This window comes from Corynebacterium sp. HMSC074H12 (assembly GCF_001813755.1).
Classification (GTDB): Bacteria; Actinomycetota; Actinomycetes; order Mycobacteriales; family Mycobacteriaceae; genus Corynebacterium; species Corynebacterium hiratae.
On the sequence record NZ_KV813896.1, the window covers coordinates 22,697 to 36,654 of the forward strand.

Consider the following 13,958-nt stretch of genomic DNA (forward strand, 5'->3'; position numbering starts at 1 on the left):
GCCGTTGTCCGGCCGCAATCCTACCGCACGGTGGGCCTTTATGAGTAGTCCTCATCGATCTGCTCGATGTCTGGCAGCAGCGGCGCGAGGTCTGGAAGACGCTCGAGGGAGTCGATTCCCAGAAGCTCCAGGAAAAGCTCAGTGGTTTCATACTGGTGTGCGTTGCCGACTGTGGGCTCGGGGCTTTCGATCTCTCGGATGAGCCCGCGCAGAAGCAGCGTGCGGACAACGCCATCGACGTTGACACCGCGAACACCAGCGACTTGGGCGCGGGTGACCGGCTGGCGGTAGGCGATGACCGCGAGGGTTTCCAGTGCGGCGCGCGAAAGCTTGGTTTGGGTCCCATCAAGCACGAACTGCTCGACGGCGTCCGCATTTTCTTTGCGGGTATAAAAACGCCATCCTTCTGGTGTCTCACGCAGGTCAATGCCAGAGCCACGCTCGGTGAGCTCACGCTCCACTGCCCGCAAAATATCTCTGACAACGGAGACCTCCGCATCTACTACGCGGGCCAACTCTTCCGCGCTGGCGGGTGAATCGATGACCAGAAGGATCGATTCGAGGCGTGAGCGCAATTGCGGGATGAGCGGAAGAGCCGCCGGTGCGCTCGGCACTGGGGCCTCACTGTGTGCTGCGGGTGACGTGTCCTCCATGAGTCGGTAGCGTACCTTAATCCCAGTTCGCCGCCGCAACAACGGCCGGATCCACGTCGAGCCCTGTCCACGACAATTCCAACGGGCCTAAGGATTCGGGTTGAGACGCATCCACAGCCTTGGCTTTGTACAGCTCCAGCAATGCCAAGAAGCGGCCCACCACTTCCATGGAAATGGTGCAGTCTCGCGTTAACGCATCAAAGCTCATCCACTGCCCTGTGCCTAACAGCTTGAGCGTGGTAAGGATTTTTCCAGCCTGTTCCGGCACAGAGACGGCGACTTGGTGGATGTGACCGGTCGCGACTTCCTCGGGAGGCTTGGGGCGGAATACCCCGGCGGCGAGTTCCGCGAACGTGGCTGGGGTGTGTCCAAGTTTGACAGGTGGAAGAAGCTCGCTGAAGCGCTCCTCCATCGCCACCGCACGTGGATAGCGGCGCTGGGCGGCGCGCTGCCACTGCGCAAACTGGTCAGCGACCTGCTTATAAGCCTTATACTGCAGCAACCGCGCGAAAAGCAGATCTCGGGTCTCCAGGAGCTCGAGGTCCTCAAGGTCATCGACCTCGCCGCGCGGCAATAGACGCGCCGCCTTCAAATCCAAAAGCGTAGCGGCGATGAGCAGAAATTCCGTCGTCTCGTCCAGGTCCGCGGTCTCCCCCAACGCTCGGGTATAGGCCACGAACTCATCGGTGACTTCAGACAGCGCCACCTCGGTGACATCTAACTTTTTCGCTTGAATGAGCTGGAGCAGCAGATCGAACGGACCCTCAAAATTGCCCAGCGCGATGCGAAAGCCGGTGATCTCCGGTTGGGTCATAATAGGCGGCTAGCCGTTGGCCCGCTCAATGACCTCTTTAGCTAGGTCGCGGTATTGCTTGGCAGCCTGCGAGCTCGGTGCCCAGGTGGTAATCGGTTCACCGGCTACCGAGGTCTCTGGGAAACGCACGGTCCGCGTAATCACCGTGTCAAAGACCTTATCCCCGAAGTACTCGACTACCCGGTCCATGACTTCGCGGGCGTGGCGGGTGCGACGGTCAAACATGGTGACCAGAATGCCCATGATCTCCAGGTCGAAATTGATGCGGTCAGCAACCTTCTCCACGGTGTCGGTCAACAGCGCGAGGCCGCGCAGGGAGAAGAACTCGCATTCCATCGGGATAATGACGCCTTGCGAACAGGCCAGCGCATTGACCGTAAGCAGGCCCAGGGAAGGCTGGCAGTCGATGATGATGAAGTCATAGTCCTTGCGTACCGGGCGCAGCGCTCGAGCCAAGGTGTGCTCGCGGCCCACCTCGTTGACCATCTGAATCTCTGCGGCGGAAAGATCAATGTTGGCCGGAACCAGGTCGAGCCCCGCCACGCCGGTGTGAACGATGGCAGAATGCACCGAGACCTCACTATCGAGCATGACGTCATAGATGGTGTCCTGAATCTGGTCATGAGTCAGACCCAATCCGGCGGACAGAGCGCCCTGCGGGTCCAAGTCAACGAGGAGGACTTTACGCCCCAACTCCGCCAAGCATGCTCCCATATTGATCGTGGACGTGGTTTTCCCCACGCCACCTTTCTGGTTGCACATGGAGATAATCGTGGCGGGACCATGCTTTTCCAATGGCTCTGGTTCCGGAAGCTCCCGCAGTGGCCGGCCGGTCAACCCGACCTGTGTTTCGGAGGCCTCAAACAGTCCCTCGTCGCTCACAGTCACACCTGCTTCCTTGACCTGTACGGCTCTAGTTAGGCCATCTTCGCGTTAGCCCTGCGGCACTCACCGGCGCCGCACTCTTACATCCTTGTGATTATAGGGTACCCCCTTGAGCACCCGCATCGCGATTATAGCCAGCAAAAGCCGCCACATAAAGCCTGGAAGCTAGACGACGAGAGCTTTTACTTCCGGTTCGAACGGAACCGACGGAGTGCGAACCCAGCGACCAATGCGATGATGCCGAGTGCCGCAATCCCCGCTATCACCGCGCCGGCGCCAAGGCCCGTATCAGTGCCTGATTCTTCGCTAGCTGTCGTGGCGCTGTCGCTGTCAAGCTGCTGCTCTGGAGGCACGTCGGTGGTGTTCTCTCGGGTTGGGTCTGTGAGTGTCACCACCAGCTCTGCCGACTGGGTGTCCTCGTTGATGAACTGCATGATGAAGGGGTTGTCGGGTTCCATGCCCTCTGGGTAGGTCAGGGTCATGGTGCGCGAGCCCTTATCAATGTCGCGTTTCACGCCCTCGATGAACTCCCCTTCCGCGTTGAGATAACGCAGCGTGACGCCTTCATCCTCAAGATGCTTGAAGCGGTTATAAAGGTCCAGCGCTTGTTTCAAACCTAGCTTGGCGTGAATGGTCTGGCCTTCGATGGTGGATTCTAGGTTGACATAGGACGTGTGGGAATCATCCACGCCTTCCCAGCCACGGCCCGTACGGTGCGGTTGCGCGTGGCCGGTGCTGGAACTATCCGCACCGGTCGCCGCTCCGCCATCGCTTGCATCGTCTGTGACGTCGCCGTTTCCACCCAGTTCTTCGTTACCTTGTTGGTTCTCTGCGTCGTTACCTTGTTGGTTCTCTGCGTCCTCCGGCCCCGGCTGGCCACCACCAAGGCGCCCCGGATCGACGCTTTCGGCAGCGTCGTTGAGTTCCTCGGCGGTGACATCGGCGTCAGCAACGAGCACGATGGTCATGGTCACGCCCTGATAGGTCACCGGAACGGTAATCTGTCCACCTGCTGGCGGGGCCGTCACCGTAGCAGTGCCACCTGAGGCGCTCACATTCCACCCATCGGCAGCCACGGAGACGTCGACAGGCACCGGCAGGGAAACCGTCGTGGTTTGTCCAGCCGGCACGGGGATGGTGGCATCCTGAGCATGGGCAACTGCCGCGCCGAGCCCGGGGATCCCGCCCTTCGCGCTCACCGGGTTGGCCGCAACACCGGCAAGTGGAAATACGGTGAGCGCGAGAGCAATCGCAGCCCCGCGAAAGGTCCGGGAAGCGCGAGCAGATGAAGTCATAGAAATCCTTTTCATTGATGTAAATCGAACTGAGTCTAGGCGCCTTTAGGCGCGTGGATGAGCAGTACGCCACACCTCGCGAAGCGAATCCGCAGTCACGTGCGTGTAAATCTGCGTCGTCGTCACGGAAGAATGACCCAGCAGTTCCTGAACTGTACGCACATCCGCACCACCCTCCAGCAGGTGGGTAGCAAAGGAGTGACGCAGGGTGTGCGGAGAGATGTTGGCGCTCAAGTGCGCGCGCTGTGCAGCGGACTTGATGGCGGCCCATGCGCTTTGCCGTGACAGGGCCTTGCCCCGGGTGTTGAGGAATAGCGCGTGAGAGGCTCCAGTTGCTAAGACCGGCCGTGCCCGCACGAGGTAATGCTCGACCGCTCTTACCGCGTGCGAACCCAACGGAACGAGGCGTTGCTTATCGCCCTTGCCGCTCAGCAGCAGAATATCGCGCACGGTCGTCGGCCCCTCAGCCGTTACGTCATCCACGCTCAAGGAGATCACTTCGGAGATGCGCGCGCCCGTGCCGTAGAGAACCTCCAGCAAAGCGCGATCGCGGATGTCTATGGGGGTTGCGGATTCATCAGTGGGAATGGCGGTGAGCAAAGTCTCGACGTCCTCCACGCTGAGGGTCTCCGGTAGCGCTTGGGCCCGCTTGGGCGGCGAAACCTCCGCCGCGACGTCTTCTTCAATCATCCCCTCCGCGAGCGCAAATTTATGCAGCCCACGCGCGACGATCAGCGCTCGACTGGCCGAGGACTGGGCGAGGGATTCACGCAGGTACATGAGGTAGTTCTCCACGTGCGCGCGAGAAACCTGGCGCAAATCCGTGATCCCAGATTCCGCTAGCCACGACACGTAGCGATTGATGTCACGCCGGTAATTACTCACCGTGTTCTTCGAGGCACCTTTTTCCACCATGAGGTGCATCAGCCACGCTTGCCCAGCGGCAGCAGCAGGAGTCGTGCTGCTCACAGCTTCTTCAAATCCGGTCCGGTACGCCGGCTAGCCAGCGACTGCGGCCGCAACTCGAAAGGTGAATCAACCGGCCGCGGTGTGCGTCCTTCACGCACACAGGCATAGGCGGCGAGAATTCCGGCCACTGCAATAGAGTTCACAATCTCGCCGGCGAGGATACGATCGACGGCCTCCGCTAGCGGCACCCACGAAAACCCCATGTCGGCCTCTTCATCACCTGTGGCCTCGAGCTTGGCGACGTCCCGCAGCCCACGCGCCACGAACACCCGTACGGCTTCTTCACAAAAGCCCGGGGAGGTCACCAGATCGGTCAACACCCCCCAGTCCTCGGCGGCCAGTCCGGCCTCCTCTTGGAGTTCGCGTTGTGCGGCACTGAGCTCATCTTCACCTTTGACGTCGAGCAAACCAGCTGGCAGCTCCCACAGGCGTTTGCCCACACTGTGGCGGTACTGCTCCACCATGGCGACGCGGTTGTCCTCGTCCAAAGCCATAACGGCCACGGCACCGAGGTGCTCGACGATCTCCCGCTGCGCCACGACATCTCCCGGCATCACAACGTCATCACGGCGGACGGCGATAATGGGGGCGTCGACAAGCAGCTCGCTTCCCACCGTACGAAACTCGTGTGGCATTTAGAGATCCTTCGGCAGCGCCGGCGCTGCGCCCTCGGCATTCGCTGCAGAACCGTACACGCCGCGGCCGCCATCGAGCTGCTCCTTGACGGCCAAGACGCTGGCCATCTGGGAGACCGGGTGGTCGATGGAGTCCACGGTGCTAATCCCAGTCTTGGCCGCCCGGAGCTTTTCCAACACTCCGCCATCCCCTGCGGACTGCACGCGCCCGGCATACACCATGGCGGCGTCCGCGGACTCGAAACCTTCCAGGAACTTGACGGTGGTGTCGATAGTGTACTTCTTGCCAGCGCTGTCTTCGTCTTCTCCCGGTGTCAGGCCGCCGCCGACGATTACGACCGCCTGAGCAGGCAGGATCGTGCCATCCTTGTAATCGATGTAGCCGGCATCGCGCAAGGCACGCAGCAAGGTCGCCCGATCGTCGACGGTGGCAAGCGGTTGGGTGGTCTTAGCATCCATCATCAGCCCGGCAGCAAGCGCTTGGCCGGCATGAGTACCGGCATCGATCTTCTTCTTATCGAGCTTCGCTCCTGCCGGCAGCGTGGTGGTGACGAGGGACAACAACTTGTCTGCGGATTCCTGGGCCAAGAATTTTTCGGTCAGTTTAATGCTTCCAGCGTCGGTGGAATCGGCGGAGCCTAGAAGATCCTTCACAGCCGTGACATCGGCATCATTGGCGTCGGGCATGCTGAGTACCATGACCGGACGCTGGACTAGAGTGCCGTCGACGACGTAACGGCCGAGGTCCCCCATCACGGAATCAGCGGAATCCAGCTGGGCCTTCGCAATGTTGTGGTCAAGCACCAGCTTGCTGTATTTTTCTCGGACCTCGTCGTTGGACTCCCCACCGCGCCCCGGGGTGGAGTCCATGTTCGGTGCGATGACCAACGTGCCCAACGCAATACCAATGGCTGCACCGAAGCCAAGGCCGGTGACAATCAGGGATTTAGGCGAACCCATTATTTAAACCACCCCTGCACGCTCAACGCGAAGTTGTTCCACGTATCGATCAGGTTCTGCAGGAATGATTCATCGCCACCCAGGCCCACGATGAGGATGACCACGGCCAGCGCCACGAAAATGCCCAGCAGGGCCCACATCCACCCCATTGCGCCGGAATTCGGCGCGGCGTAGAGGTTGATGACGGCGTCCGCGTCCACGAGGCGCGTACCTGCCTTCATATGGCATAACAGGGCTGCGGGCGTGGCAGTCGGCTCGTTGGCAAAGATGTCATCGAGATCGAGGGCGCCCCCAACCTGCACAATCATCTGCGCTTCGTGGTAGTCCGCGAGCAGGAGTGCAAGATCCGTTGCTGAGTCTGTCGCAGCCGGGAATGTCATCGCGCCGATTCCCAGATCCTGAATGCGCTCGAGTCCTTCCGCAGTGCCGTCCGGCTCAGCTGGGAGAATAACTTGGGCACCACTGCGCAGGGTTTCAGAGCTCACTTCCGAAGGATTTCCCACGATGAAGTTAGGCTGATAGCCCAGCTCAACCAACGTATCTGCGGCAGAGTCGACACCGATGATGACGGGTTCATACTCGCGGATGAAGTTGCGCAGCAGCGTGAGCTTTTTGCGGTGCTCCTCAGAGGGCGACACCACGAGGACCTTGCGTCCCGCCATGACGGAACCAGCATCCGGAACGCCAAGGCCATCGATGAGGAGCGGGCCTTCGGAGTGGATGAACTCGATGGAATTGCCAAAGTAGGCTTCCATATGGTCGATAAGTTCGCGTTGCGCGGAGGAGAAGTTCTTCTCCGCGCGGTCCCGGGTAACCACCGTTCCAGAAGACAGCTGGGTATCCCCCACATACACCGTCCCGTCCTCAGTAAGACGCGCCTTCTTCCCGTCCTTGAAGTTGCTGACGAAATCTTGGCCCACGCCCTCGATAAGGGTGACGTCGGCGTCGAGAAGCATGTGCGGGCCATAGTTCGGAATGGAGCCGGTAGAAAACTCCGCCACGTTAATCACAGCAGCTGGTTTCATATCCACGAGGGTCTGGGCCTCTTGGCGGGAGATGTTGGCGGCGTTGATGACTGCGAAGTCACCGGCGCTGAACTTCTTCATGCCCTTGCCACCCGGGGTGCAATCACGCAGCGCGCCGTGTTCTCCAGGCAGATCGGTGTTACGGGAAAACAGACTCATGCCTGACAGTTTCCCCTGTTAGGCGCTCAATGTGTGGAAGGCGCGCGGAAACTCTCCACTTCTGCTTGAGCCCGGTCGAAGAGCTCCTGGGCATGCGCGCGGCCAGTCGCGGTGTCATCAAGACCAGCGAGCATCCGGGCGAGTTCCTCGACGCGTTCCTCGGCGCTCAAATCCGCAACGCCGGAGGTGAATTTCTCCTTGGACACGTGCAGGTGCGAATCCGCATAGGCAGCCACTTGGGGCAGGTGGGTCACGCAAATGACCTGGTTGGTGATGGACAGGCGCGCTAGCCGACGCCCAATCTCCACCGCTGCGCGACCACCCACACCGGCGTCCACTTCGTCGAAGACCAAGGTGGTGCCGTCGCCGCTGGCGAGTACCACTTCCATCGCCAGCATGACGCGGGAGAGCTCACCGCCGGAGGCGGCCGAGGCCAAGGGCTTTCCGTTGAGTTGGAATTCCACTTCATCCGCGCCCGTCTTGGAGTACTTCGCCTTGTGCACGGCGACCGTCAGTGTGGAATGAGGCATGGCCAAGCCGTGAATCTCCTCGGTGACCTGCGAGCCCAGCTTCTTCGCTGCCTTGGTGCGGGCGGCGGTGAGCTTCTCGGCCTTAGCCACCATTGTCTTTTCGGCCGCCATTACCTCCTTCTTCAATGCTTCGAGGGCCTCGGTGGAGGTGTCCAACGTCGCGAGTTTCGCTTCTGCCGCGTCACGCCAGGCCAACACCCCATCGATGTCTGCGGCATACTTACGTGTCAGGCGCTTGAGCTCCTGTTGGCGCTGCAGGGATTCCTCGAGGAGGTTGGGATCTGCGGGGAGATTTCCCAGATACGTGGTGAGCTCAGCGGCAATATCGGTCAACTGCGCGGTGACCTCGCTCAATCGCTCCCCGAGCCGCGCGAGTTCGACATCGCTGGCCCCAGCCAGCGCGGTTTCAGCGGTGCCGACGAGGTTGACTGCGGTGTCCTCATCACCGAAACCTTCCCCGCCGTCGAGAGCGCTCAGCGCAGTGGCGGCTCCCTCGCGCAGGGCATCAACATCCTGCAGGCGCTTAATGAGGGTCACGAGCTCTGCGTCCTCGCCCGGTTCCGGGTCAAGGTCCGAAATCTCCGTTATCGCGAACTGGAGCCGGTCGACTTCCTGTGCCATCTCACGCCGTGATTCTGTACGGCGCTGGTAGTCCTTGGCCAACGCGCGCCAGTGGCTAAATGCCTGGGCATACGCCTCGCGGACCGATTCAACTGCAGGGTCAAAGCGGTCGATGGCGGCCAGCTGTTGATCAGTAGACAACAGCCGCAGCTGATCGTTTTGCCCGTGGACGGTAATGAGGTGGGAAGCGAACTCCCCCAGCGTCGCCGCCGGCACCGCTCGCCCACCCAGGTAGGCCCGCGAGCGTCCTGCCGCCGACACCGTGCGGGAGGCGATGTATTCGCCGTTCTCATCGGGCTCACCCCCGGCTTCCTCAACTAGTTCCGCCACGGCCTTCGAATCAGAAGAAAAGTGCCCTTCGACGGCAGCTTTGGAGGCCCCTTCGCGCACGCGCGAGGCATCAGCGCGCCCTCCCGCGAGCAGGCGCAAGCCGGTCACCACCATGGTCTTGCCAGCACCGGTTTCACCAGTGAGCACGGTGAGCCCCTGCGAAAGCTCCGCGGTGGAGCTTTCAATTACACCGAGATCAGAAATGCTGATATCAACGAGCACGGAGAGTTATCTTCCTTCCTGGTTACGCGCTAGAGCAGGTTAATGCCGCGGTCCGCGCCAGCCTTCCACGGGAAGGCGCAGCTTGGACACAAGCCGGTCAGTGAAAGGCTGGTGGTCAAGGCGAACCCACCGCACCGGCCGTTCACCGCGCACGATTTCCACGCGTGAGCCTGGGGGCATGGAGATTTCCCGAAAACCATCGAGGATCACCACGGCGGGAGTCGTTGCCGATGCCGATTCCACCGCTACCTGTGAATCCGGAGACACCACGAGCGGCTTGGTAAACAATGCGTGCGCGTTATTCGGCACCACCAGGATGGCATCGAGCGAAGGCCACAGCACAGGGCCGCCGGCGGAGAAGGCATAAGCCGTGGAGCCCGTAGGGGTAGAAATAAGTACACCGTCGCACCCAAAAGCGGATACTGGACGGCCATCCACTTCGAGGATGGCATCAAGCACTCCGGACCTGTTGAGGTTTTCAATCGACGCCTCATTCAGCGCCCAGCTGCGCTCACGCAACGCGCCTTCCGAATCGAAGACGCTCACGTCGATGGTCAGGCGGTCTTCGACGTCATAGGACTGCTCGATGACGCGCACGAGCGCACGGTCTAGGGACTCCGCTTCCCATTCTGCGAGGAAGCCCACGTGCCCCAAGTTGATGCCCAACACCGGAACGTCCACGGCGCGGGCCATATCCGCAGCGCGCAGGAACGTGCCATCGCCTCCGAGTACCAACACCAGTTCGCAGCCCTCTGCTGCCGCTGGTGTATGCCGGACGTGCTGCAGCCCGGGAAGCACAGTATCCGCAGCACAGACGCGCACCTTAATGCCTGCCTCCTGCAGCAGCTCCGCGGCCCGGTGGGTGGCGGCAAGGTTTTCCTCGCGACTGGCGTGCGGGACAAGAAGAATTTCACGGCGCATGGTGCCATCCGCGGCGCTGGTAGTGCTCACTGAGGTCCTTCCTTAATTGCCGTTTCGATGAGTACGTCCAGCCTATCCTCCGGGGTGGACATCCCGTCCTTGACCAGCCAGAGGAAATACTCGACGTTACCGCTCGGTCCCGGTAGCGGGGAGGCAGCCACACCTTTTACGCTTAGGCCGAGCTCCTGAGCGAAGACCGCCACGTCCTTGGTTACTTCCGCGCGAAGCTCGGGTGACCTCACCACGCCGCCGGCACCAATACGGTCCTTACCTACTTCAAACTGTGGCTTGACCATGGGCAGTAACCACGCGCCATCGACCATGCATTCCACGATGGCCGGAAGCACCAATTTCAAGGAGATAAAAGATAAGTCACCCACCATGGCATCGCACGGCCCACCGGTCTGCTCTAGGGTCAGATTACGAATATTCGTGCGGTCTAGCACGGTAACGCGCTCGTCGTTTTGCAGGCGCCACAACAGCTGCCCGTAGCCCACGTCAACCGATAACACCTCCGCGGCACCGCGGCGCAAACAGACATCGGTAAACCCACCGGTCGACGCTCCTGCGTCCAACACGCGCTTGCCCTTCAGATCCACGTCAAAGGCTTCGAGTGCGCCCAAGAGCTTGTGTGCGCCTCGCGACGCCCAGTCATCCCCCTCACTGGCCTCCACCTTGATGGATACCTCTGGTTCCACCACCGTGGCGGGTTTGGTGGCCTTGAAACCACCAACCGTCACGCGGCCGGCCTTGATCATCTCGACAGCGTGCTCACGTGAGCGCGCGATCTTTCGGCGTACCAACTCCGCGTCAAGACGGCGACGTTGCGGTGGCATAGACAGGTCCTCTTTCCCCTACATTCCTTGGTGTAAAGCGCTAGTTGTCTTGAAGCGCATCCCGCAGCACGGTGTGAGCACGGTCCAGCTGGACCAGCTCCTGCTCAAGAGTTTCCACTGGCTCGTTAAGAATCGCGGCGATGGACTCATCCAGTTTTTCTGGGGCAAGCACCGCCCGCGGGTCATGGGGCTTTACCGCCATGTGGATACTACCCTTTCAGCGGCCTCGCTCCGCGGCTGAATATAGCGAGGAGGCTCAGCGCCCGCCCAGGCTACTTCCAAAACCGTGCGCAGCGCCTCGACCGAAGTCGACTTCTCATCGCCTCCTTGAAGGACGATGTCATAACCGTCATACCGAGCCCGGAATCCGCCCTGGGCTCCTGGCCGTGCCTGTGCTTCCGAGAGTGAGAGCTCGTGGAAGCCCGCGCCGATGAAATTGGGACGTGCCTCCGGAATGGCTTCAATAAGCGCCAGCTCACGAGACACACCGGTCAACACGTGGAACGTATCCATCGCTGCGTTATTACCACCGACGATATCGGTGTCCAGACGGTCGCCGACAGCAAGGGGTTTGGTCGACCCCACCAGCTTGGCCGCCTGCGTAAACATAGCGGGCTCCGGTTTGCCTGCAGAAATAGGTTCAACGCCCGTGGTCGAAACAACAGCCGCGACGAGCGAGCCATTACCCACGGCCATTCCTCGCTCCGTCGGCAGCGACGTATCGAGGTTGGAGGCGTAGTATTTCGCACCTTGATTGATAGCAAATGCCCCCTCGGAAAGCTGTTCCCAACCGACCGACTTATCCATGCCTTGCAACACTGCCGCAGGCTTATCATCGGCGCTGTCGACTACTTCGAACCCTGCCTCACGGGCCAGAGTGCGGAATGAGTCAGCGCCGATGACAAGAACCTTGGTTCCTGCCGGGAAGTCCTCACGGGCAATCTTGACTGCGGCTTGCGCGGAGGTAACAACACGGTTGGCATCCGTTTTCAGTCCAATTTCTCCGAGCATGCCAGCCACGGTCTGGGGGCTGCGGGAAGCATTGTTCGTCACGTACACCGCGGGAACACCACAGGAGTTAATAACGTCAACGACGCACTGGAGGGCCTGTCCTCCCTCCCATACGGTTCCGTCAAGATCTAGCAGCAGCGAATCGTGGGTCTTGAGAATACTCATTATTTACATTCGGCCAGGCGCTCCGCGGCGTCGGTCCAGTCTCCTTCATCGATGTCAACCGCATGCTGGAACCATTCCTGTGCCTCATCCTTACGGCCGGCCTCCAGCAGAGCATTGGCGTAAGCATAAGAAAGGCGGCAGGCAGACACGCCTGTGGCGTCCTTGTTCGGCTGCGCGCGCTGAATCGTGACCACAGCAGAATCTGCTTGACCCATGTCTAAGCGTGCACCTGCAGCCACGATTGCCAACTCGATGGCATCCTCCGGTGCCAGCTCCTTGGCCTCTTCGCTGCGCCACAGCTCCACGGCCTTCTCTGGGCGACCAAGGCCGCGTTCACAATCCGCCATCACGGCAAGCAATCCAGGGCCACCGGAAATACGGCGCGCAGCGCGCAACTCCGCCAGAGCTTCCTTCCACTCCCCAGCACGGTAGGCGGCGATTCCATTCATTTCACGCGCAACCGATACGCGTCCAGCGCGATCCTTTGCCGCGCGCGCGTGGCGAAGTGACAGCTGCGGGTCATCATCAAGCCACGTTGCCGCCATAATGAGATGCTTGGCCACTGCTTCGGAGTTTTCCTTCGATAGCGAGGAGAGGTCCTGCAGCACAGAAGGATCGAGGTCAGTGATATCGATATCAGATGGCAGATCCGGGTCCGTCATGCGGCGATTGATCCGCTCCTCACGGTAGCCCGAACGCTGCGGATGCGAGGCCTTGTGCTTATCACGATCGTGGCCCTGACGATCGTTGCGGCGATCCCCACGACGAGGTTTAGCACCAGCGCGACCGCCACGGCGATCATCGCGGCGATCGCCGCGACGCTCTTCTCGACGCCCCGATGCGCCGCCACGCTTCTCAAACTTCCGGCCACCAGAGCGGTTGTTTCCCCGTTTGCTTCCCGAGGAACCTTCGCGGCCACGCTCGTGGTCGCGGGAGTTAGATTCAGACATTAAATCCATGCACTTTCTGCGGTAGACGCGTCCGTATGTACCGAACCAGTGTACAGGTCAGCGGCCCGAAACCGGCAATGCACCGACTGGTGAGTGAAATGGCCCACAACCATGGCTAATAGTCAAAATTCACGGGCCATCAGGCAAGGAATCAAGCCGATCCAAGGGCCAACCATGCCGAACGCGATTCAAGCCCGCAGCCACCTGTGAAGCGGACAGCCCATGTTCCACGCTTCCGTCGTCCAACGGCCGACCACGAACGACGGCCCAGAATGTCCACCCATTATTGCGGATTGCATCAAGGCGGATCCCCTGGCGGTCACGCGCCAAGACAGCGCCTTCCTTAATCATTCGGTCCCGACTCAGCCCTTCCACGGACACCTCGAGCATCCGGTACTCGCCGTTTGGCGCCACGACCAACGCCTTCGTGGCATAAAAATTCCCCTTCTTCCCACGCCTGGCATTCTCCTCATCGTGAAAAAGACTGCCAAGGAAAACCGGATAAAAATCGATCCAGCCATTCTTCCAGGCCCTATTAATGCGAAGAGCAAACAGCGCATGCTTAGCGATGAGAAACAAAAAATAAAGGAGCAGCGCGCCAAGAAGAAACGCCAAGAGACCCGGAACCTTGAAGCTGTTAAGAAGCAAGCCCACAAAGAAGATGAGTCCCGCTGCCAAGACCATCGCTCCGAAAAACACAAGCCCACCACGGATATCGCGCACTTGCGGAACAGGCTCTACTGATTCAAAGACCGGACAAAGGTTGTAGGGAGAGGGGTTCTCGTTTTTTCTCCCGTAGGGAACAGCCTTCAGTTCCTTCAGGAAGACCGGGTTATAAGAATGAGTAAAAGAAGCCGAAGTCTGCGGGAACCTCATCGCGTTCTCCTTCGCTATCCCGCCAAGAGTTGATACCGACTACATTCTAGTTGTAAAGCACGAAAAGGTGTTGCGACCGGCTATTTGGTAGCAGTGTCGTG

Annotated in this window: 15 protein-coding genes; all 15 read right to left on the bottom strand. The window is 60.4% G+C overall.

Annotated elements, in window-relative coordinates; translation table 11 throughout:
* Positions 1-38: 38 nt before the first annotated feature.
* Positions 39-653: an SMC-Scp complex subunit ScpB gene (gene scpB, locus HMPREF2932_RS04210; protein WP_049154960.1), complete on the bottom strand. Its 615-nt coding sequence runs from the start codon at positions 651-653 to the stop codon at positions 39-41.
* A 16-nt stretch (positions 654-669) separates the two neighbouring features.
* Positions 670-1,467, bottom strand: coding sequence for a segregation and condensation protein A (locus HMPREF2932_RS04215; RefSeq protein ID WP_046649234.1), 798 nt, complete (start codon positions 1,465-1,467; stop codon positions 670-672).
* 9 nt (positions 1,468-1,476) lie between these two features.
* The gene (locus HMPREF2932_RS04220; protein WP_046649257.1) at positions 1,477-2,349 is read right to left on the bottom strand and encodes a ParA family protein; all 873 of its coding nucleotides are present in this window, start codon (positions 2,347-2,349) and stop codon (positions 1,477-1,479) included.
* A 185-nt stretch (positions 2,350-2,534) separates the two neighbouring features.
* On the bottom strand, positions 2,535-3,647 hold the full coding sequence (locus tag HMPREF2932_RS04225; RefSeq protein WP_071409679.1) for a hypothetical protein: 1,113 nt from the start codon (positions 3,645-3,647) through the stop codon (positions 2,535-2,537).
* Between the two features lie 45 nt (positions 3,648-3,692).
* Positions 3,693-4,571: a site-specific tyrosine recombinase XerD gene (gene xerD / locus HMPREF2932_RS04230; protein WP_046649232.1), complete on the bottom strand. Its 879-nt coding sequence runs from the start codon at positions 4,569-4,571 to the stop codon at positions 3,693-3,695.
* Positions 4,572-4,612: 41 nt separating this feature from the next.
* Positions 4,613-5,251: an NUDIX domain-containing protein gene (locus HMPREF2932_RS04235; RefSeq protein ID WP_070754482.1), complete on the bottom strand. Its 639-nt coding sequence runs from the start codon at positions 5,249-5,251 to the stop codon at positions 4,613-4,615.
* Positions 5,252-6,211, bottom strand: coding sequence for a copper transporter (locus tag HMPREF2932_RS04240; RefSeq protein ID WP_046649230.1), 960 nt, complete (start codon positions 6,209-6,211; stop codon positions 5,252-5,254).
* Positions 6,211-7,395 (bottom strand): putative cytokinetic ring protein SteA, encoded by a 1,185-nt coding sequence (gene steA, locus HMPREF2932_RS04245; RefSeq protein WP_049154955.1) that lies wholly within the window; start codon positions 7,393-7,395, stop codon positions 6,211-6,213. The genes HMPREF2932_RS04240 and steA overlap by 1 nt, the downstream gene beginning before the upstream one ends.
* A 26-nt stretch (positions 7,396-7,421) precedes the next feature.
* Positions 7,422-9,098 (bottom strand): DNA repair protein RecN, encoded by a 1,677-nt coding sequence (gene recN, locus HMPREF2932_RS04250; RefSeq protein WP_071409680.1) that lies wholly within the window; start codon positions 9,096-9,098, stop codon positions 7,422-7,424.
* Between the two features lie 39 nt (positions 9,099-9,137).
* Entirely contained in the window at positions 9,138-10,019 is an 882-nt protein-coding gene (locus HMPREF2932_RS04255) for an NAD kinase (protein WP_046649256.1), read from the bottom strand.
* 26 nt (positions 10,020-10,045) lie between these two features.
* A complete protein-coding gene (locus HMPREF2932_RS04260) occupies positions 10,046-10,855 on the bottom strand; it encodes a TlyA family RNA methyltransferase (RefSeq protein ID WP_070510798.1) in 810 nt (269 codons plus the stop codon).
* Positions 10,856-10,895: 40 nt separating this feature from the next.
* A complete protein-coding gene (locus tag HMPREF2932_RS13550; RefSeq protein ID WP_168166985.1) occupies positions 10,896-11,057 on the bottom strand; it encodes a hypothetical protein in 162 nt (53 codons plus the stop codon).
* The gene (locus HMPREF2932_RS04265) at positions 11,048-12,031 is read right to left on the bottom strand and encodes an HAD-IIA family hydrolase (protein WP_070681374.1); all 984 of its coding nucleotides are present in this window, start codon (positions 12,029-12,031) and stop codon (positions 11,048-11,050) included. The genes HMPREF2932_RS13550 and HMPREF2932_RS04265 overlap by 10 nt, the downstream gene beginning before the upstream one ends.
* Complete coding sequence (locus HMPREF2932_RS04270; protein WP_071409681.1) at positions 12,031-12,981, bottom strand: tetratricopeptide repeat protein; 951 nt, start codon at positions 12,979-12,981, stop codon at positions 12,031-12,033. The genes HMPREF2932_RS04265 and HMPREF2932_RS04270 overlap by 1 nt, the downstream gene beginning before the upstream one ends.
* A gap of 129 nt (positions 12,982-13,110) precedes the next feature.
* Positions 13,111-13,857 (bottom strand): hypothetical protein, encoded by a 747-nt coding sequence (locus HMPREF2932_RS04275; RefSeq protein ID WP_246818620.1) that lies wholly within the window; start codon positions 13,855-13,857, stop codon positions 13,111-13,113.
* Between the last annotated feature and the right edge of the window lie 101 nt (positions 13,858-13,958).

Bases quoted from the DNA above. Each gene is read 5' to 3' on its own strand.
- scpB (WP_049154960.1), bottom strand. From the start codon at position 653: ATGGAGGACACGTCACCCGCAGCACACAGTGAGGCCCCAGTGCCGAGC.
- HMPREF2932_RS04215 (WP_046649234.1), bottom strand. From the start codon at position 1,467: ATGACCCAACCGGAGATCACCGGCTTTCGCATCGCGCTGGGCAATTTT.
- HMPREF2932_RS04225 (WP_071409679.1), bottom strand. From the start codon at position 3,647: ATGACTTCATCTGCTCGCGCTTCCCGGACCTTTCGCGGGGCTGCGATT.
- xerD (WP_046649232.1), bottom strand. From the start codon at position 4,571: ATGCACCTCATGGTGGAAAAAGGTGCCTCGAAGAACACGGTGAGTAAT.
- HMPREF2932_RS04235 (WP_070754482.1), bottom strand. From the start codon at position 5,251: ATGCCACACGAGTTTCGTACGGTGGGAAGCGAGCTGCTTGTCGACGCC.
- HMPREF2932_RS04240 (WP_046649230.1), bottom strand. From the start codon at position 6,211: ATGGGTTCGCCTAAATCCCTGATTGTCACCGGCCTTGGCTTCGGTGCA.
- steA (WP_049154955.1), bottom strand. From the start codon at position 7,395: ATGAGTCTGTTTTCCCGTAACACCGATCTGCCTGGAGAACACGGCGCG.
- HMPREF2932_RS04255 (WP_046649256.1), bottom strand. From the start codon at position 10,019: ATGCGCCGTGAAATTCTTCTTGTCCCGCACGCCAGTCGCGAGGAAAAC.
- HMPREF2932_RS04260 (WP_070510798.1), bottom strand. From the start codon at position 10,855: ATGCCACCGCAACGTCGCCGTCTTGACGCGGAGTTGGTACGCCGAAAG.
- HMPREF2932_RS13550 (WP_168166985.1), bottom strand. From the start codon at position 11,057: ATGGCGGTAAAGCCCCATGACCCGCGGGCGGTGCTTGCCCCAGAAAAA.
- HMPREF2932_RS04265 (WP_070681374.1), bottom strand. From the start codon at position 12,031: ATGAGTATTCTCAAGACCCACGATTCGCTGCTGCTAGATCTTGACGGA.
- HMPREF2932_RS04270 (WP_071409681.1), bottom strand. From the start codon at position 12,981: ATGTCTGAATCTAACTCCCGCGACCACGAGCGTGGCCGCGAAGGTTCC.
- HMPREF2932_RS04275 (WP_246818620.1), bottom strand. From the start codon at position 13,857: ATGAGGTTCCCGCAGACTTCGGCTTCTTTTACTCATTCTTATAACCCG.